The sequence below is a fragment of the Pseudohongiella sp. genome (genome assembly GCF_040877505.1).
Lineage (GTDB): Bacteria > Pseudomonadota > Gammaproteobacteria > Pseudomonadales > Pseudohongiellaceae > Pseudohongiella.
Window position 1 is genome coordinate 1 of the sequence record NZ_JBBDNQ010000016.1, and the last position, 19,504, is coordinate 19,504.

The following is a 19,504-nucleotide window of genomic DNA, read 5'->3' on the forward strand; positions in this document are numbered from 1 at the left end:
CGCAGCACAATCCAGGCGATGAAGCTGATCAGCAACAACACGATGCTCACCAGTGCGTCGATCCGGAACCAGCCCAGCACGGATGCCGATGCGCCTGTGATCACCGTGGTAATACTCGCTGCCAGGGCTGCCACGAAGGTGAGCGCCATGACAGCCTGGGCCACCCGCCAGCGCCACGAAAATGCACACATGATCAAACCAATAAACGGTGCCAGTAGAATGCCCGCCGCCAGCAGTACTATGCCATTCGCTATCATTTACCCTGCCCCTCAGTTGAAGTGCGGCGATTCTCAGGCATGAGTTAGATTCTGTAAAACATATATATATTTACAAAACATTCTGTATTATAGAACTATCTATATTAACTACCGGCAGCACAGCCATGAGCAGACTCAATTACCACCATCTGTATTATTTCTGGCGGGTCGCCAAACAGGGCAACCTCACGCAGTGTGCACAGCAGCTGCACGTGTCGCAGTCTGCACTGTCGTCGCAGATCAAACAGCTTGAGCAGAGCCTGGACCTGGAGCTGTTCACGCGCGAAGGACGCAAACTGGTGCTGACCGAGTCGGGCCACAAGGCTTATGTTTACGCTGAGGAGATCTTCCGGAAAGGCGACGAACTGCAGTCCTTCCTTCGCAAGGGGGAACGGCAATCAGGCGCAGTACTGCGTATCGGGATGCTGGCGACCATGTCGCGTAATTTTATCGAGAACCTGATTCAGCCTCTGGTCGGTCGGCCACACGTCAAGTACAGTCTGGAGGCCCGCGAGCAGGGCAATCTGCTGGCGGCGCTGGGTAATCATCAGTTGGATCTGGCACTGACCAATATCGCCGTGATCGGCGACGATAAACAGTTATGGCAATGCCAGCTGCTGGCACGTCAGCCCATCGCCATCGTTGGTCCGCCGGGCCTGAAGCTGGGCGAGCGCCTGAATGCAGGTTACAAAAAACAGCGCTGGGTATTGCCCGTGCATGACAGCCCGATACGCTCGGCGTTCGAAGGCATCTGTGCGCAACACCGGTTCAGCCCGGACGTGATAGCCGAGGCCAATGATATGGCCATGTTGCGACTGCTGGCCCGCGATACCGGGGCCATTTCCGTGCTGCCGCTGGTGGTGGTCAAAGATGAGCTGGACACCGGCAAACTGGTGCACTATCTGACGCTGGAAAACGTCTTCGAAAATTTCTATGCGGTGACCATCGCCCGACAGTTTCCCAACGACATGGTCAATGAACTGCTCACCTTGTCGCGTGAGCAGTTCCCTTGATCAGCCATGATTTTATTGGGCGCTGGTCTGCAGCTTGCCACCACCGGCAGACACCATGAGTTGCAGAATGCGCCGGGTGACTTCCGGCTCCAGCCCCTCGGTATGGCCTTTGTCCAGTCTCACCACGTCTGCCACCACGCGGTTATTGGCACACGCAGGATACTCGTAGACATCGGCGGTGCCGGGTGCCACTTCGCGACCCCAGACCGGATAACCGGCGCGCGCACTGTCATACACCCAGCCCGGACGGGTATCAACAACCTGACTGTGGGTACGCGCTTCGCACTGATAACGCTCAGCCCACGGCGAGGTGTCAGGCAAGGACTCAATTTCATATTCGCCAATGGCAAAAATATGCGAAAAGTCACAACCGGGCAGGGTTTCTTCGGCATTGCCACGCGGTCGTGACGGCGGCGGTGAACCATCGGCCAGGGGTGGCCCAAAGTTATCAACAAAGGGCGCCTGCCCGATGCGACCACCGGACAGACTCAACATGCCGTCGACTTTGTCGGCAAAAAACCCGGTGCACACCAGGCGGCGCGATGTCATGCCGCCCTGACTGTGGCCGGCCAGCCAGAACGCACGGATATTGTCCTGGCCAAAGGCATCAATCACCTGACGGGTAATGGCCTGTAAATAGGCATCATCGGTTTGTGGTGCCCACACGCGTACACCATCGCCGGAACCCATGGAGGCAGAACCCTCTGCTGTTGGGGTTGCAACGACGAGCCGATACTCCTCCTTGTGGTCCATGGCCGGAAAATAGTGTCGCTGCCAGTTGCCAATAGAGCCCGCTCCATGGATATTGAGAACAAACACAAGGTCTTCGCCTGGCTGCAGATCACAGGGATAGTCCAGAAAGTACTGTCGGCCGCTTTCCGGCTCCGTGACATTGCCCGGCATGGCAGTCTTGGCGGCGCAATCACCGTCTGCGCAATGCATGGGCGGCGGCGTTTGACAGGCAACACCCAGCACCTCTGCAGCCAACACGAGCTGTCCCGCACACAACATGAACAGGGCCGTCACGCTGAGGCCCAACCGACGTGCTCCAACTATCCAGTCCATAGTATATTCCCCTGAAGTTTATTTATGGTCAGCATTCGGGTTCCACTTTACATAGCTGAGTGCCCGCGTGGCACCAGGAAAACGTCAAACAGGTCATGTTTTGCGACCAGTATAGGAATTGGCCGAATGCTGATTCAGGGTTGGCGGGCAGCAGCAGAATCCTTGCGCACGATGAAACTCCCGATGACCAGGGCATCCAGACCGGTCGAGTAAAAGCAACGGATGGCCTGCTCCGGGGACTCAACAACCGGTTCCCCCATTACGTTAAAACTGGTGTTCAACAGTACCTCGACGCCTGATAAGGTGCCAAATTCGGTCAACAGTTGATGATACAACGGGTTAGTCTCGCGGTTGACAGTCTGAAGCCGGGCGCTGCCATCAACATGCGTTATTGCCGCAAGTCGCTCGCGCCATTCCGGGCGGACATTGCCAACCTTCAGCATGAAGGGATCTTCAACCGGCACTTCGAAATAGTCCCTGAAAGCTTCGGCCGTCGACGACGGTGCAAACGGCCGGTAAGGTTCCCGATACTTGACCTCGGCGTTGATCTTTTGCTTCATGTGAGCCGAGGTCGGATCGGCGAGAATACTCCGACTGCCCAGCGCACGCGGTCCAATTTCCATACGCCCCTGAAACCAGCCGATGATCTGTCCGGAATACAGGATTTTTGCGGCGTCGGCGCACACGTCGCCTGATTTTACGTAGTCGAGTTTGAATACTTTCAGCAAGGCCTCAATCTGTTCATCGCCATACCCGGTACCCAGAAAGGGGTTATCCAGACTGTATCGCGTACGCTTTCCCAGCACTTCGTTCCAGACAACGTATGCCGCGCCGATGGAGGTACCATTGTCTCCGGCAGCCGGCATCACATAGACATCCTTGAAACGTGTCTCACGCAAAATGCGACCGTTCATGACGCTGTTCAGGGAAACGCCACCCGCAATCACAAGGTATTCGGCGGTGGATTTACGCTCGAGCAATCGACACATCTCCAACACTTTTTCCTCCAGCACTTTCTGGAAGGACGCTGCTACATTCTCATGATACTTTTCGAACGGGGCCGTTGGCAGCATCTGTCTCGGCTCGCCCAATACTTCAACAAATTTACGGCTTGTTCTGCGGGGTACAAAAGTCTGATACTCAAACCAGCTGAGATCCATTCGGATCTCACCGTTTGGCAGAATGTCGACCATTTTGTTCACGGTATCAAAAAATGGCTCCGGATCACCAAAAGGCGCCAGCCCCATGGTTTTGCCTTCGTCGTAATTGGTACGAAAACCACAGAATTCGGTTGCCGCCTCATAAAACGCCCCCAGTGAATGCGGAAAGAAGCTTTCGCTGAATTTTACAAACCGGGTGCCATCATACTCGCCCATCCAGTGGGTCGACCACTCGCCTGAACCATCGATGGAAAGCAACGCTGCCTTCTCATAGGGCGAGACAAAAAAACTCCCTGCAATATGCGAGCGGTGGTGGTCGATAAAATGAACTGTCGGCTTGCGGTCCGCATCAGGCCAGTTTTCAGCATACCAGCGCCAGAAGATCTTTTGCTGTCGGTGCGGACGAAGAAACTCGCACTTGAGTAACTCGATGCCCTGCAAGCCAAGCTTCGCGGCATAGACAAGTCTTTTACCAGCATGCAAGCGAGGATCAAACGAGACTGCGATGTGATCAACGTCGGCTGCCTGCACATCTGCAACCTCGAAACAACGGTCAATCGCGTTTCTGGGAAAGTCGGATGTGTGTTTCGATCTGGTAAATCGCTCTTCCTCCAACGCCACCAACAAATTACCATCACTTACGATACAGGCTGATGTGTCGTGATAAACGTAGTTCAGGCCCAGAATTATCATGAAGTCAGATCTACTCGTTTTGAGTTTGGCCCCGGTGTGCGTTTTGAAGCCACATGTCAATTGCGCACCGTTACAATCTGATTTTTACGGCGCCTGTATATTCATAAGCATGAATTAGACGAGAGGCACTGTATGTGCGCTAGCCCTCATAACTTGCGGCGATTCGGGCTATTACCACACGGTCGTGTTAGGCTCCTGACCTGATTGATTGCCCCCCTGGTATACATTGGAGAAAACGGAAAACACATGCGACTCGCAGACTTTATCCTCGCGAATATAGAACCCATCCTTGCTGACTGGGTGAGCTTCGCCCGCACCATCACGCCGGAAAAAGACATTACCATCCTTCGCGATCATGCTGCGGAGATTCTGCAGGCGGCGGCGCTGGATATGAAAACGACTCAAACCAGCGATGAGCGCTCAGAGAAATCCAAAGGTCATGATGACGACGATCCGGAAAGTCAACTCCTGGACTCCGCGTCCGTGGAGCATGCGATCGGTCGGGCGAATACAGGGTTCGACACAATAGAGCTGCTGTCTGAGTACCGTGCGCTGCGGGCTAGCGTGATTCGGTTATGGCGAGAAAGTTTACCGGACACGTTATCGCACGACCTGGACGATCTGACCCGATTCAATGAAGCCATCGATCAGTCGGCGGCAACGGCGGTAGAATCCTACACGGAGCGGGTTGACGAGACCCGGGAAATATTTCTCGCCATACTGGGGCACGACCTGCGCAACCCACTGGCGGCACTGAAACTAGGGGCACAAGTGTTGTCACAGACAGACTATCTCAACACCAACCTGGCAAAGACCGCCGACAAAATGATCGACACCGCCAACCAGATGGATGGTCTGATTCTGGACCTTCTGGATTTTGCCGTCACCCGCATGGGTCATGGCATCCCGATAGTGACAGCAAAAATGAATCTCTCGGATCTGTGTCAGAACGGCGTCACGGAAATTCAGGCGGCACATCCCGAGCGCACAATCCGCTGCGCGTCACACGGCGACCTTGACGGGACCTGGGATGCGCGACGTCTGCGGCAGGTGATATCCAACCTGCTGGGCAATGCAATCCAGTATGGCGCCGTTGACATGCCTGTCGACCTGACCATCACTGGCGAGGCATCCGAGGTGGTGATCAATGTGCACAATGACGGCGAACCCATCCCGCCAGACAGAGTCCTTACGCTGTTTCATCCGATGTCCCGCTGGCTGTATCGTGGCCTGGTGCATCGACCCGGCAATATCGGCCTGGGCTTGTATATCGTGCGCGAAATTGCGACCGCTCACGACGGCTCGGTGCAAGTGACATCCTCACGTGCGGCCGGAACCGATTTCACAGTACGACTGCCGCGCGAACCTGTTTCTGCCTTGCCTGCCTGAGGGTCATGCCATGCCAGCAAGACACAGCTCGAACGCCGAATCTTTCAGCCGCCTGATGGACACATCTGTGCGTTTGCCCGGCGGGTTTCGTATCGGCCTCGACGGGATAATCGGCCTGATCCCGGGGGTCGGGGACACCGCGACTGGCCTGGTGTCTTTGTGGCTGCTCAGAGAAGCACACCGGGAAGGTTTACCCAAAAGTGCTTTGCTTCGCATGGGTGGCAACATTCTGATCGACACCACACTTGGCTCTATTCCACTGGTCGGCGATGTTTTCGATTTCTTCTGGAAGTCCAATATGCGCAATTTGCGTATTATTGACAAATATCGGGAGAAAATGGCTGACGCTGCTGCCGGGACAGGGCAGTAAGTTCAATCTGACTTGAACCGATGGGCACATTTTACTTGACCCATCGTTTAACCTTATCAGATCATACGAATTGATGCTTTGTCGCACAGGCGCCCTTGCGACGCATCCACCCCCCGACAGCTCCTCACATCTGCCTATGGCAGGGAGACTCTGAAAATGAAAATTAGTTATCCGGCGGCGGCGATTCTGGTTTGTGCCGCACTCGTCTCGCTCGGCAGCCAGGCTCAGCAACAGTCAAGAATCATCAACGGCAAACCCGCATCAACTTCAACTTACCCGTGGATGGCCAGCATTTTTATACTTGGCGGAAAAGACAGTGACAACGGCGGTGGCTGCGGCGGCAGCCTGATCGCGCCCAACTGGGTGCTGACCGCAGCGCACTGTTTTCTCAACGAGGCCGGCGATGCGATCGCCGACGATCCGGCCTCACTGACCACAATTACCCTGAATACGGACAATATTGCTGATGTCGGGACTGGCGCCATAGAACGCAGCGCCAGCCGGGTGCTGATTCACCCCAGCTACCAACCCGACCCTGACACCAGCGACAACACTCATGACTTTGACATTGCACTGGTTGAGCTGGAGTCAGCGGTAAGTCTGACCCCGGTCAGGCTCTACACCGGCGCCATGCCCGCGCACCTGCCGACCCTTGGCGCTGGCTGGGGTGCAACTGTCGGCGATGGCACAGCCACATCAGACACCCTGCTGCAGACCCAGTTACTCAGCACAACAACCGACGTATGCGACGCGGCACACGAGGGACTGATCACCTCAAACATGTTCTGCGCCGGCAGTTACACCGATACTGATACGTCGGACACCTGCCAGGGAGACAGTGGCGGCCCGTTATTTGTTAACCTTCTGCAGGGTGCCATGCAGGTCGGTATCACCAGTTTCGGCGGCAGTGAAACCGCCAATTGTGGTACGCCGGGGTCACCCGGGGTTTATGCCAGCATTGCCGCGCTGTTCAGTTTCATCAATGATCACGCGGAAGGTGTCACGGTTGTTAATTCGCTGGGGGATATCCGTTCACTTAAAAATACCTTTGACGGCGCGACTGATCTGGTCACCATACCGAAGGTTTATGTCGACAGTCAGAATTATTCTGTCACGCTGAAACATACCGGCGATCTGAATTTTTTCCTGGCCACAGCCGATGAAAATATGTCGGATGACCCTGATGCCATCCCTGCGTTTTTTGATGGTATCAACAATGTATTGATATTGCCGCAGATAAGAGTCGGACTTGAAACGTTTAATGTCAGGCTAACGCACCAGGGAGACTTCAAGTTCGCAGTCGAGAGCGCAGAGGCGATCCAGGTCAGTCACTGACCTGTCGCTCTGACTGTGTGCAAGGCATAAAAAAAACGGCGACGTTGTTAGCGTCGCCGTTTTTTTAGTCCAGATCCAATCTGACAACTCAGATATCAAAACGATCCAGCGTCATCACTTTGGTCCAGGCGTTAATGAAGTCCTGTACGAACTTCTGCTCACTGCCGTTGACCGCATACACTTCAGCCACTGCGCGCAGCTCGGAGTTGGAACCAAAGATCAGATCTACCGGCGTCGCCGTCCACATCAGATCACCGGTGTCGCGATCGCGACCTTCGTAGATACCCTCGGCCGCATCGGACTGTGACCATACTGTGGACATGTCTACCAGGTTCACAAAGTAGTCATTGCTCAGCGTGCCAGGTCGCTCGGTAAACACACCGTGATCAACGCCGCCAACATTGGCATCCAGCACACGCATGCCACCGACCAGCACCGTCATTTCCGGCACGGTAAGATCCAGCAATGCGGCGCGCTCGATCAAGGCCTCAGTGGGTGAACGTGGGTGACCGGCTTCGATGTAGTTCCGGAAGCCATCAGCGGTTGGCTCCAGCGGCGCAAATGACTCTGCGTCGGTCTGCTCTGCTGTCGCATCGGTACGACCGGCAACAAAAGGCACCTCCACATCATGCCCGGCGCGCTCTGCAGCCTGCTCGATGGCAGCTGCACCACCCAGCACAATCAGATCGGCCAGTGATACCCGCTTGTCACCTGACTGGGCACTGTTGAAATCACTTTGTACGCCTTCCAGCGCATCCAGTACCCGCGCCAGTTCATCGGGCTGGTTAACCGCCCACTGGTTTTGCGGTGCCAGGCGGAGTCGGGCACCGTTGGCACCACCACGCATGTCAGTGCCGCGGTAGGTCGCAGCCGAAGCCCAGGCTGTTCTGATCAACTCGCCGGTTGTCAGGCCGGTCGCAAGAATGTCCGCTTTCAGCGCGGCCACATCGGCATCATTAACCAACGTATGGTCTACCGCGGGAACCGGATCCTGCCAGATCATTTCTTCCTGGGGCGCCAGGTTGCCTAGATAGCGTGACGCTGGTCCCATGTCACGGTGAGTCAACTTGAACCAGGCCTTGGCAAATGCGACTTCAAACTCTTCCGGGTTCTCCAGCCAGCGCATGGTGATCTCGCGATAGGCCGGGTCTTCTTTCAGTGCCAGGTCAGTGGTGAACATGATAGGTGCATGTCGCTTGGACGGGTCATGAGCATCTGGCACCAGGTTGGACGCTTCGCCGTCCGCCGGGATCCACTGTATGGCACCGGCAGGGCTTCGGGTCTGTACCCATTCGTAGCCGTACAGGTTTTCCAGATAATTGTGCGTCCAGGCCGCCGGGTTGACCGTCCAGGCACCCTCAAGACCACTGGTGATGGTGTCAGCACCACTGCCGCTGCCATAGCTGTTTTGCCAGCCCAGACCCTGTTCTTCGATGCCGGCGGCTGCCGGCTCACGACCGACATTGCCCTCGGGACGGGCGGCGCCGTGCGCCTTGCCAAAGGTGTGACCACCGGCGATCAGCGCAACTGTTTCTTCATCGTTCATCGCCATGCGACCAAATGTGCGACGAATCTCCTCAGCCGCCGCCAATGGATCAGGGTTGCCGCCCGGGCCTTCCGGGTTGACGTAGATCAGACCCATCTGGCTTGCGCCCACCGGGCCTGCCAGATCGCCATCTTCTGTGCGGCGATTATCCGCCAGCCACTCGCCTTCCGGTCCCCAGTTGACGGCTTCGGGCTGCCAGGCGTCAACACGACCGCCGGCAAAACCGTAAGTTTCAAAGCCCATGGATTCCATGGCAACAGTACCTGCCAGCACCATCAGATCCGCCCACGAAACGCTGGCGCCATATTTTTCTTTCAGTGGCCACAACAGACGCTGTGCCTTGTCCAGGTTGGCGTTGTCAGGCCAGCTGTTTAATGGTGCAAAGCGTTGCATGCCGCCGTCGGCACCGCCACGACCGTCGGTAATACGATAGGTGCCGGCGCTATGCCAGGCCATACGGATAAAGAATGGGCCATAATGACCGTAGTCCGCTGGCCACCAGTCCTGGGATGTGGTCATCAGTTCTTCCAGGTCGGCTTTCAGCGCTTCAAGATCGACGCTGGCAAACGCTTCAGCGTAGTCAAAATCCGCTCCCAGTGGATTGGCTTGAGCATCGTTGTAGCGCAAGGGCTCCAGGCTCAATTGATCCGGCCACCAGTATTCATTGGTGGGCGGGCCATCCTGGGCTGATGCGGATGTGGTCAGGGCCGCTGACGATACAGCGACGGCCATGACTATCGCGAGAGAGAGTGATTTTTTACGCATTCTAATTTTCCTTTTTGTATGTGAACAGTTTACCCTCCATATACTAAAACGAATATAGATTAAGTTTTAATTGAAATAAATTATGACGGTGATTCGAAAAATGAATACCTGCCCAAACCGGGCATCAGGGGGCTGATTAGCTGGCTGTTGATTCCCGCTGTTGGTGTTGCCAGTACGGCGCCTGCCAGGTCGACGCCTTACTCGGCGGCAACACGGGTTTGCCCAGGATATGATCGGCGGCTTTCTCACCAATCATGATGGTAGGTGCATTGATATTGCCATTGGTCAGCACTGGCATCACTGATGAATCTACCACCCGCAGATTCGCTACCCCATGCACACGGCACTCATTGTCGACCACGGCCAGCGCATCTTTGCCCATACGGCAGCTGCCGCACGGATGATAGGCAGTCGCGGCAGTTTCGGCCACCCAGGCATCAATCTCTGCATCTGTCTGCACCGCAGCGCCGGGTGACACTTCTTCACCCAGGTAATCAGCGAACGCTGGTTGCGCAAATATCTCCCGGGTCAGTCGCAGACCATCACGGTAAGCCTGTCTGTCCGCCTCTTCATGCAGATAATTAAACACAATATCCGGTGGTGCCAGCGGGTCGCTGGACGATAATTGTACGCGCCCGCGACTCAGGGGTTTGTTGGCACCCAGGTGGACCTGGAACCCATGTCCTTCTAACGCGCTTGAGCCATCGTAGGCGATGGCGCCCGCCAGGAAATGGTATTGCAGATCCGGATACTGCAAACCAGCCCGGCTGCGGATGTAGGCATTGGATTCGAAATGGTTGGTTGCGCCCAGACCGCTTTTGAACAGCAGCCAGCGCGCGCCGATAAGCAGCTTGCCCAGCGGGTTCAACCAGCCATTAAGTGTGCCTGCCTTGCGACTGGCATGTTGTACCCACACCTCAAGATGATCCTGCAGATTCTGACCCACGCCGGGCAGATCATGCACAACATCAATGCCCATGTCCTGCAGATGTGCCTTGGGCCCGATGCCCGAGAGCATCAACAGTTTCGGTGAATTGAAGGCACTGGCACACAGAATGACCTCGCGCCGCGCCCTCACTTTAATCACGCGATCCTGATAGCGGTATTCCACGCCCACTGCCCGCTTGCCTTCCAGCAGAATTCGCGTGGTCAGCGCATGAGTCTGCAAGGTCAGGTTGACGCGATTCTTCAGCGCCGGCTTTAGGTAAGCATTGGCGGTGGAACATCGCACGCCATTGCGCACCGTCATGTCCATGCGACCAAAGCCTTCCTGACGAAAACCGTTGTAGTCGTCAGTGACACCATAACCCGCTTCGCGCCCGGCCTCGATAAAAACCCGGTACAGGGGGTTACGCATGTTGTTGCCATTACAAATGCCAACTGGCCCGTCAATACCACGATAGTCATCGGCGCCATACAGACAGTCTTCGGCACGCTGAAAATACGGCAACACATCAGCGTAGCTCCAGCCCTCGGCGCCCATTGCTGACCATTGCTCAAAATCACCGGCACTTCCGCGCACATAGACCATGCCATTGATCGAGGAGGAACCTCCGATGACTTTGCCGCGCGCCTGATGCACGCAGCGGCCACCCAGCCCGGGCTCGGCCTGTGTATGCAGGCCCCAGTCGTACTTTTCGCTGCTCATCGGAATCGACAGCGCCGTCGGCATCTGGATAAAGATGGAGTTGTCCATGCCGCCAAACTCCAGCACCAACACCTCGTGCTGCCCGTCGGCACTGAGCCTGTCGGCCAGCACACAACCAGCCGAACCGGCGCCAACGATAACAAAATCGGCACTGCGGTCGAACTCTGATTCGCTCATGTTTCTATTTCCTGCTTTAAAGCCTTGTACAAAGAAAACATCATCAGGAACAGGACAATGGCAAAAGGCAGCCCCATGATCACCACCGCGCCCTGCAAGGTCGTCAGCCCATCGGCCAGCAGCAATGACAGGGTCAGCACACCAATGACAATCGCCCAGAAAATACGCAGCCAGGACGCCGGGTCCGGCTGTCGCACTTTACCTGCCAGGCCGCGACCATCAATGACCGGATGCCTGACAGTGAGATTGGACAGCACCAGGGAACCCGAATCTCCCGAGGTCACAAAAAACACAATGGCCAGTATACTGACAACGATGGTGGTGATGTCCGCCCAGGGCAGGGTTTCCAGAAACAGATAGATGGAGGAGCCCGGGTGGTCGATGGCCTGCTCGGCAAACTCACTGCCAGCTGCCCCGGTCATGGCCAGATCAATGGCGCTGTTGCCGATGACCGACATCCATACCATCATGAAACACAGCGGCAGTATCAAGGTACCGGCGACGAACTCACGAATAGTGCGGTCACGGGAGATACGCGCCAGAAACAGCCCCACAAACGGCCCCCAGGCAATCCACCAGGCCCAGAAAAACACCGTCCAGGCATTCAGCCAGTCGACCGGACGATCAAAGGCGTAGGTATCGGTGGAGAGCTGGAAAAAATCGCCCAGGTAATCGCCAACGTTGGTGACCATCACGTTGAGCAGGAAAATGGTTTTGCCACTGAACAGCACAAACAACACCAGCAACAAAGCCAGTGCCATATTGAACTCGGACAGGCGGCGTATACCACGGTCAACACCGGTGACGGCAGAGATCGCGGCAAACACCACAATCAGCACCGCCAGCGACGCCTGCACAACCAGCCCTTCGGGCAGGTCAAACATGTAATTCAGACCGAAGTTGAGCTGAATGATACCAATACCCAGGCTGGTAGCGATGCCAAACACCGTGCCCAGTACAGCGGCGATATCCACCGTATGCCCCACCATACCATTGATGTGTCTACCAAAAATCGGGTACAGGGCAGAACGGATGGTCAGCGGCAGACCAAGCCGGTAGCAGAAGAATGCCAGCGACATGCCGACCAGGGTATAAACCCCCCAACCTGACAGCCCCCAGTGCAGAAAGGTCAGCTCCATGGCATGGCGCGCCGCTTCGACACTGCCGGGCGTCTGCTCCAGCGGCATCAGAAAGTGAAACAGGGGCTCGGACACACTGAAGAACAACAGATCGATACCAATGTCGGCCGCAAACAGCATGCTGGCCCAGCTCAGCAAGGAAAATTCAGGCCTGGAGCCGTCCGGTCCCAGCCTGATATCGCCGAAGCGTGATACAGCAATGGCGATGACAAACAGCAGATAGACCAGCACCGCGAGGAAATAGAACCAGCCAAAGCTGCGTGAGACCTGCTCTAACACGGCGTTGATTACACCGGTGGCCTGCTCGGCGAACAGCAGCGCCCACAATGCAAACAGCAGAATACCGACGGCAGAGCCGACCATCACCACCGGATTTACCTGCGTGGCAGAGCGTCGGCCTGCACTATCTTCCTGAGTTTGCGGGATGTCGTCTTGCTGTCGTGACGAATCAGACAAAACAGCCTCCTCCGGACTTTATCGAGGGGCTATTAAAGGCAGCTGGCGCTGCGAAGTCAACCGGTGCAGACTCTTTCGACGTGAGCGCCGTCGATCCGCACCGGTCAGATTATCGCGGAACTATCGCACTACTACCGCAGTGCCCTTGAAACAGCACTCAACGCTTGACGCGTGACTTGTACTCGCCGGTGCGTGTGTCGATTTCCACGGAGTCGCCAATTTCACAGAACGATGATACCGACAGTTCATAACCGCTGTTCAGGCGGGCAGTTTTCATCACTTTGCCGGAGGTATCGCCACGCGCCGACGGTTCAGTATAGGCGATTTCCCGGACGATCGAGTTAGGCAGATCAATGGAGATCACTTTGCCGTTGTAGAACACGGCCTGGCAGATATCTTCCATGCCATCTTCGATATAATCGATGACGTTGTCCAGGTCGTCCTTTTCGATTTCGATCTGTTCATAGTCCGTGTCAACAAACACATACATGGGGTCGGCAAAGTAGGAGTAAGTCACTTCCTTTTGCTCCAGCACCACGTTCTCGAGTTTGTCATCGGCCTTGAAAACCGTCTCAGTCGCCACGCCGTTCAGCAGGTTCTTCAGCTTCATTTTACAGACGGCGGAGTTACGGCCGGATTTGTTAAACTCGGTCTTCTGCACTTTCCAGGGCGACCCGCCGACCATGATGACCTGACCGGCACGGATTTCTTGTGCGATTTTCATGAATGAGTACTCAATATAATAGGGTAACGGCTATGGCCGGTTACGGTAGAACTGCATCAGACTGCTTGCCAGATCAGGCAATTCAGCCAGTTTTTGCTGCCAGTTCCGGGCCCCGTGGATCAGGTCCGGGAGTTGCGGGCGCAGATCATGCCACAATTTTCCGCAGTCTGCATCAAGATTCCAGAACCGGTTGAATTCAAGCAGCACTTCACGGCTATCTGCGCCCCCGTTGGTATCACCATAACGGGCCAGAAAAGCGTCCAGTTTCACCCTGTGGGCATCGTCCTGCTGCGGGTAGATATGCCAGACCAGAGGTTTGGCTGCCCACTGGGCACGAACAAAAGAATCCTCGCCGCGCACCAGATTAAGATCACACACGCTGAGCAGACGATCGTAATCATCCATTGGCAAAAACGGGATGACAACAACACTCAGCGACCCCATGGTCATCACATCTCCGACGGATGGAATCAGCGTTCGCCCTAGGGCACCTGCGACATCAGCCAACAGATCTCCCGCTGGCACCAGGCACAAGGCCGGTTCGCCGCCTTCCGCCATGGCTGCGAACCAGCTGCTCAGGGCACGGCTTCCGGCAGGCCGGGTATAGGCAAACAGCGACACCAGCAAATTCGCACTGTGCCACCCTTCGGCCAGATCTTGTGCGTTAATGCCCAGCGCCTGCAGCAATTCGGCCCGGGTCTGCCGCTGATCCGTCTGCCAGTGTTGATGTTGTGCCAGCAGATTGCACTCTCGCAACAACCCACCCGTCGCGGCCGTAAAGCCGGGAAAGAAGAAGGTTTTGCTCAGGGCTGTGGAGGTAAGCGATGACTGTCGGTGATAGCTCTCCACCCAGGGTTCAGCGCTGAGGTACTCCAGGTTCAGCCAGCATGGCCCGGCGTTTCCTGTGCCGGTTTTGGTTGCCATGCCGGTGATCGCGGTATCGGGCAGCGCACAGCCAAAGGCTTCGATAACAAGTGACGAGCCCGACAATTCCGCCTGCCAGTCTACGGCATCATGCCAATGACATAACCGGACACCCTGCTCCTGGGTTTGTGACAACAAACCGGCATCCAGCCGGCCCAGGAAGCTCAGCGTCTTTTCCCAATCATCAACAAACAGGTTTACCGACAGACCATGCTCGTGAACCAGCTGCCTGGCCAGTCGCCAGCACACACCGATATCACCATAATTGTCCACCGCGGCACAGAATATCGTCCACTCGTCGTGGTCAGGCCATGCTGGCAGGGTGACCCCGGATGTTGATGGTTTTGACACTTATATGACCGACGCGCCACCGGCGCTGCAAAGCAAAACAGATACTCCAGCATACCCCAAGTTCTGCGCCGCCACCAAACCGGACGCAGATCACATTTTAATCTCTCAGGTCATTGAGATAGCCATTCAGGTACTGTTGTGTGGCACATAATTATGGGACGATTAGGCAAGGTGCAGACTCAGGACAAAACACGTTCAAATGCCAAAGTCGCCGGATTCAATGATTCAGGGTCAAACGAAACGCAGATTCCGTCGTTCCCGACTGCAATCGCGGGCCTGGCGTATTGCTGGCGTGTACGCAATCATTGCCACACTGTGGATCGTGTTCTCCGATCAGGTCATGGCCTTTTTTGTGTCCGACCCGGCCCTGCTGGTACGCTGGAGCTCTTACAAGGGCCTTGCGTTTGTTGCCTTCACATCCCTGCTGCTGCTGCTCATGATGCGACGCGCATTTGGTGCCATTGAAGCCGGTTACGCCACCCTTAAAGCCCACAAGCGTGAGATTGAGCGCGGCAACCGACTGTACAGCGCACTCAGTCAGATCAATCAGTCCATCGTGATGGCTGCCAACCGTGACGAGTTATTCAAAAAGGTAAGCCAGTCGCTGGTTAATCACGGCGGCTTCCGTATGGCCTGGATAGGCTGGCACCAGCCCGAGCAGCCAACACTGGAACCGCTGGCGTGGTACGGCAACGGAACCGACTACATCGATCATATTATCCAGCAAACTGAGGGAGACCTGCACGGCCATGGCCCCTGGGATACTGTCATTACGGACGGGCTGCCCTACGTTTGCAATGACGTGCTTTTTGACCCGCTGTCGCAGCGCTGGCGGCACGAAGCCATCAAACACGACCTGCAGGCCTTCGCTGCACTGCCGCTGCGGGTCAACGGCAAGGTCTGCGGCGTGCTCAGTGTTTACGCCAGCGAGCCGGACTTCTTTCGCGAGCGTGAGATAAACCTGCTGGAAGAAGCTGCACTGGATGTCTCATTTGCACTGGACAGCTTTACCCTGGCTGACGAACGGCGCGTAGCCGAATCCGCGGCGCACGAAGAGAGTCTGTTCTCGCAGGCCATGATCGACAGCATGCCCGGCATTGTCTATTTTTATGACGATCAGGGGCGATTTCTGCGCTGGAACAAAAACTTTGAAATTGTGTCCGGTTACAGCCACGAAGAAGTTGCCGGCATGCACCCTCTGCAGTTTTTCGACGATACGCATCAACCCTTGCTGGAGGACAGTATCGCCCGCGTTTTCAGCGATGGCGAAGCATCTGTCGAGGCGCCTTTTGTGTCCAAAGATGGCACCAGGACGCCACACTTCTTTACTGGCCGCAGTGTGATTTACGAAGGCAGGACATGCCTGGTTGGCGTCGGCATCGACGTTTCGGATCGCAGAAAGGCCGAAGATGCCCTACGCGAGATGAACGAGAATCTGGAACAGATGATATCGGAGCGTACCTCGGAGCTGCAGGCAGCGGTGATCCGGGCAGAGGCCGCCGATCGTATCAAATCCGCCTTCCTGGCCACGATGTCGCACGAACTGCGCACACCCCTGAACTCCATAATCGGTTTCACCGGTATTGTGCTGCAGGAACTGGCGGGACCATTGACCACTGAGCAGAGCAAGCAACTGGGCATGGTTCAGGGCAGCGCACGGCATCTGCTGGAGCTGATCAATGATGTACTGGATCTGTCCAAAATTGAAGCAGGGCAACTGGAAGTACGGTCTGAAATCTTCGACATCAGACATTCTGTGTCGCAAATCATGGAATCGCTGAAACCCATGGCCGACAAAAAACAACTCGACCTGAGCTGCACTATCGAACCCGATGTACCCGATCGGATGCTGGGTGACAAGCGACGTACGGAGCAGATCCTGATCAATCTGCTCAACAACGCTATCAAATTTACTGACACAGGTTCCGTTACATTGACCGTCTCCGTTTCTGCCACACCCGGATTGTCCGGCAACGCTGATAACGGCCCCGCTGTAAGCTTGAGTGTTAACGACACCGGGATAGGAATCAAGCCGGAAGACCTTTCCAGCCTGTTCCAGCCATTCCGGCAGCTTGATTCGGGCCTGACCCGACAACACGATGGCACTGGCCTGGGCCTCACCATTTGCCGACGACTGACCGACCTGATGGGCGGCCGCATGACTGCCACCAGTGAGTGGTCTGTCGGCAGTTGTTTCACCGCTATCATTCCGATACGCAGCCCGGACCAACCATGAACAAGACCATACTTTTGATTGAAGACAATGAGCAGAATCGATACCTGACCACCTTTCTGCTGGAACGGCACGGATATAAGGTCATTTCAGCGGCAGATGGCATGCGTGGCCTCGAACTTGCACGCAACGAAGCCCCGGCCATCATTCTGCTGGATATTCAGCTCCCAACCATGGACGGCTACGCCGTAGCGCAGGCACTGCGCGCATTTGATCACTTGAGCCAGGTACCGATCGTCGCCGTCACGTCCTACGCCATGGTAGGCGATCGGGAGAAAACCCTGTCTGCCGGCTGCAACGGTTATATCGAAAAACCCATTAATCCCGATACTTTTGTCAGCGAAATCGAACAGTTTCTGCCCGATGCGCACAAAACCGGCGACGTTTCATAAGGATGCCATGAAACAGATACTGCTTGTTGATGACAACGAAGACAATCTGTACTACCTGGAAACCCTGCTAGGCGGCCACGGGTATCAGACCATCACCGCCCGGCACGGTGCCGAGGCGCTGGTCAAGGCCCGCAAGCGAGCACCGGACATACTGATATCGGATCTGCTGATGCCGGTGATGGACGGGTATACCCTGCTGCGCCACTGGAAGCATGACCCGGCATTGAGCGGAATACCATTCATTGTCTACACCGCGACCTACACCGAACCGGAGGATGAGGAACTGGCTGTCAGCCTGGGTGCTGACGCCTTTGTCCTGAAACCGGCAGAGCCCGACGTTTTTATGAGCAAGCTGCACGCCGTTGAAAAACGCGTTGTCGAAGATTGCCTGAATACACCGGCACAACCTGCGGGCGACCAGCAGGAGTTGCTCAAGGTCTACAGTGAAACGCTGATCCGCAAGCTGGAAGAAAAGATGTTGCAACTTGAGGAGGCCAACCGTGAGCTACAGTTGGACATTGCCCGGCGCAAAGAAGCGGAAGACAAGATCGAGCAACTGGCCTTTTACGACCCCCTGACCGGCCTGCCCAATCGCCGCCTGATGCAGGATCGCCTGCAGCACAGTATCGCCGCCAGCTCGCGATTGCAGCGCTATGGTGCGCTACTGTTCATTGACCTGGACGATTTCAAAACCCTGAACGATACCCGAGGACACAATGTTGGCGACAAATTGCTGATGATGGCCGCTCAGCGCCTGGACGGCTGTGTTCGCGAGGGCGACACTGTGGCGCGTTTTGGCGGTGACGAATTTGTCGTCATTCTGGAGGCGCTCAGCGAGCACGTTGATCAGGCTGCTACCAGGGCAGAAGTGGCCGGCGAAAAAATCCTGCGCGCCATGAGCCAGCCCTACCCACTGCAGGGGGAGGATTACCACGGCAGCGCCAGCGTTGGTGTCAGTCTGTTCTGTGACCGGGATATCAGTGCCGAGGAATTAATCCGGCGCGCCGATACTGCCATGTACCAGGCCAAACGCAGCGGCCGGAACACCCTCTATTTTTACGATCCAGCGATGCAGGCAGCCCTGGAAGCACGCTTGCAAATGGAAACCGACCTGCGCCGTGCACTGGAGGAAAAACAATTCTGCCTGTATTACCAATCCCAGGTAGACAGCGACGTCAATGTGATCGGTGCGGAGGCATTGATCCGCTGGATCTCACCACAGAAAGGCCTGATCTCGCCCGGCGATTTTATTTCACTGGCCGAGGAGACAGGACTGATAGTGCCCATCGGCAACTGGGTGCTAAACGCGGCCTGCCGTAAGCTCAAGATCTGGGAAAACAGCGCACAAACTGCGGGCCTGCAGTTAGCGGTCAACGTCAGTGCCAGACAATTTCATCAGGACGACTTTGTTGATCAGGTGCTCAACGCCGTCAACAGCAACAGGATCCGTCCTGACCGTCTGAAACTGGAATTGACAGAGAGCCTGATCATGGACAATGTCGATTCAGCGGTCGAAAAAATGAATGCTCTGGGCGACGCCGGGGTGCGTTTTTCCATGGATGATTTTGGCACTGGCTACTCATCACTGTCGTACCTGACTCAACTGCCACTGCATCAGTTAAAGATTGATCAATCGTTTGTACACAAGATGCACGATAAGCCAGTCAACGCCGTCATTGTGCAGACCATCATCGGCATGGCCGGGAACCTGGATATAGAAGTGATTGCCGAGGGTGTAGAAACACACAAACAGTTTCAGTTTTTGAAAGACCATGGCTGCCCGCTGTTTCAGGGTTTCCATTTTGGCAAGCCGGTTCCTGAAACAGCGTTTGAGAAGGCATTGAACAAGTAATATCTGATTTACTAT

15 protein-coding genes are annotated in these 19,504 nt (G+C 55.8%); 7 read left to right on the top strand and 8 right to left on the bottom strand.

All coding sequences use genetic code 11. The annotated features are described in order from the left end of the window. Positions 1-257: hypothetical protein (locus tag WD071_RS06030; protein ID WP_368047451.1), on the bottom strand; the 257-nt coding region annotated here is incomplete at its 3' end. A gap of 125 nt (positions 258-382) precedes the next feature. On the opposite strand from WD071_RS06030, the gene WD071_RS06035 reads away from it, so the two are divergent. Next, positions 383-1,270 (top strand): LysR family transcriptional regulator, encoded by an 888-nt coding sequence (locus tag WD071_RS06035; RefSeq protein ID WP_368047452.1) that lies wholly within the window; start codon positions 383-385, stop codon positions 1,268-1,270. Positions 1,271-1,282: 12 nt separating this feature from the next. On the opposite strand, the gene WD071_RS06040 is transcribed toward WD071_RS06035, so the two are convergent. Together WD071_RS06040 and WD071_RS06045 are read right to left on the bottom strand one after the other, a co-directional pair. After that, a complete protein-coding gene (locus WD071_RS06040) occupies positions 1,283-2,335 on the bottom strand; it encodes a hypothetical protein (RefSeq protein WP_368047453.1) in 1,053 nt (350 codons plus the stop codon). Between the two features lie 134 nt (positions 2,336-2,469). Continuing rightward, a complete protein-coding gene (locus WD071_RS06045) occupies positions 2,470-4,188 on the bottom strand; it encodes a carbamoyltransferase (protein WP_368047454.1) in 1,719 nt (572 codons plus the stop codon). A 246-nt stretch (positions 4,189-4,434) separates the two neighbouring features. Here WD071_RS06045 and WD071_RS06050 point away from each other — a divergent pair, with 246 nt between their 5' ends. The 3 genes from WD071_RS06050 (at position 4,435) to WD071_RS06060 (ending at position 7,282) form a co-directional block, all read left to right on the top strand. Then, positions 4,435-5,577 carry an ATP-binding protein gene (locus WD071_RS06050; RefSeq protein ID WP_368047455.1) on the top strand — a complete coding sequence of 381 codons (1,143 nt, stop codon included), beginning with the start codon at positions 4,435-4,437 and terminating at the stop codon, positions 5,575-5,577. A gap of 10 nt (positions 5,578-5,587) precedes the next feature. Beyond that, positions 5,588-5,947, top strand: coding sequence for a DUF4112 domain-containing protein (locus WD071_RS06055; RefSeq protein WP_368047456.1), 360 nt, complete (start codon positions 5,588-5,590; stop codon positions 5,945-5,947). A 156-nt stretch (positions 5,948-6,103) separates the two neighbouring features. Next, positions 6,104-7,282 (top strand): trypsin-like serine protease, encoded by a 1,179-nt coding sequence (locus WD071_RS06060; protein WP_368047457.1) that lies wholly within the window; start codon positions 6,104-6,106, stop codon positions 7,280-7,282. An 88-nt stretch (positions 7,283-7,370) separates the two neighbouring features. Here the strand turns inward: WD071_RS06060 and katG are convergent, their stop codons facing one another. The 5 genes from katG to earP form a co-directional block, all read right to left on the bottom strand. After that, positions 7,371-9,593, bottom strand: a complete 2,223-nt coding sequence (gene katG, locus WD071_RS06065; protein ID WP_368047458.1) for a catalase/peroxidase HPI — start codon at positions 9,591-9,593, stop codon at positions 7,371-7,373. A 136-nt stretch (positions 9,594-9,729) separates the two neighbouring features. After that, positions 9,730-11,418, bottom strand: coding sequence for a choline dehydrogenase (betA, locus tag WD071_RS06070; RefSeq protein WP_368047459.1), 1,689 nt, complete (start codon positions 11,416-11,418; stop codon positions 9,730-9,732). Further along, a complete protein-coding gene (gene betT, locus WD071_RS06075; RefSeq protein ID WP_368047460.1) occupies positions 11,415-13,013 on the bottom strand; it encodes a choline BCCT transporter BetT in 1,599 nt (532 codons plus the stop codon). The genes betA and betT overlap by 4 nt, the downstream gene beginning before the upstream one ends. A 157-nt stretch (positions 13,014-13,170) precedes the next feature. Beyond that, complete coding sequence (gene efp / locus WD071_RS06080) at positions 13,171-13,737, bottom strand: elongation factor P (RefSeq protein WP_368047461.1); 567 nt, start codon at positions 13,735-13,737, stop codon at positions 13,171-13,173. A gap of 30 nt (positions 13,738-13,767) precedes the next feature. After that, positions 13,768-15,012 carry an elongation factor P maturation arginine rhamnosyltransferase EarP gene (gene earP / locus WD071_RS06085; protein WP_368047462.1) on the bottom strand — a complete coding sequence of 415 codons (1,245 nt, stop codon included), beginning with the start codon at positions 15,010-15,012 and terminating at the stop codon, positions 13,768-13,770. Positions 15,013-15,211: 199 nt separating this feature from the next. On the opposite strand from earP, the gene WD071_RS06090 reads away from it, so the two are divergent. From WD071_RS06090 to WD071_RS06100, 3 genes are read left to right on the top strand one after another with little or no spacing between them, the layout of a single operon-like run. Further along, entirely contained in the window at positions 15,212-17,248 is a 2,037-nt protein-coding gene (locus tag WD071_RS06090) for an ATP-binding protein (protein WP_368047463.1), read from the top strand. Next, complete coding sequence (locus tag WD071_RS06095) at positions 17,245-17,637, top strand: response regulator (protein ID WP_368047464.1); 393 nt, start codon at positions 17,245-17,247, stop codon at positions 17,635-17,637. The genes WD071_RS06090 and WD071_RS06095 overlap by 4 nt, the downstream gene beginning before the upstream one ends. A gap of 7 nt (positions 17,638-17,644) precedes the next feature. Beyond that, positions 17,645-19,489, top strand: coding sequence for an EAL domain-containing protein (locus tag WD071_RS06100; protein ID WP_368047465.1), 1,845 nt, complete (start codon positions 17,645-17,647; stop codon positions 19,487-19,489). Positions 19,490-19,504 lie beyond the last annotated feature (15 nt).

Bases quoted from the DNA above. Each gene is read 5' to 3' on its own strand.
- betA (WP_368047459.1), bottom strand. From the start codon at position 11,418: ATGAGCGAATCAGAGTTCGACCGCAGTGCCGATTTTGTTATCGTTGGC.
- WD071_RS06095 (WP_368047464.1), top strand. From the start codon at position 17,245: ATGAACAAGACCATACTTTTGATTGAAGACAATGAGCAGAATCGATAC.
- katG (WP_368047458.1), bottom strand. From the start codon at position 9,593: ATGCGTAAAAAATCACTCTCTCTCGCGATAGTCATGGCCGTCGCTGTA.
- WD071_RS06045 (WP_368047454.1), bottom strand. From the start codon at position 4,188: ATGATAATTCTGGGCCTGAACTACGTTTATCACGACACATCAGCCTGT.
- WD071_RS06090 (WP_368047463.1), top strand. From the start codon at position 15,212: ATGCCAAAGTCGCCGGATTCAATGATTCAGGGTCAAACGAAACGCAGA.
- WD071_RS06100 (WP_368047465.1), top strand. From the start codon at position 17,645: ATGAAACAGATACTGCTTGTTGATGACAACGAAGACAATCTGTACTAC.
- WD071_RS06035 (WP_368047452.1), top strand. From the start codon at position 383: ATGAGCAGACTCAATTACCACCATCTGTATTATTTCTGGCGGGTCGCC.
- WD071_RS06060 (WP_368047457.1), top strand. From the start codon at position 6,104: ATGAAAATTAGTTATCCGGCGGCGGCGATTCTGGTTTGTGCCGCACTC.
- WD071_RS06055 (WP_368047456.1), top strand. From the start codon at position 5,588: ATGCCAGCAAGACACAGCTCGAACGCCGAATCTTTCAGCCGCCTGATG.
- WD071_RS06040 (WP_368047453.1), bottom strand. From the start codon at position 2,335: ATGGACTGGATAGTTGGAGCACGTCGGTTGGGCCTCAGCGTGACGGCC.
- WD071_RS06050 (WP_368047455.1), top strand. From the start codon at position 4,435: ATGCGACTCGCAGACTTTATCCTCGCGAATATAGAACCCATCCTTGCT.
- efp (WP_368047461.1), bottom strand. From the start codon at position 13,737: ATGAAAATCGCACAAGAAATCCGTGCCGGTCAGGTCATCATGGTCGGC.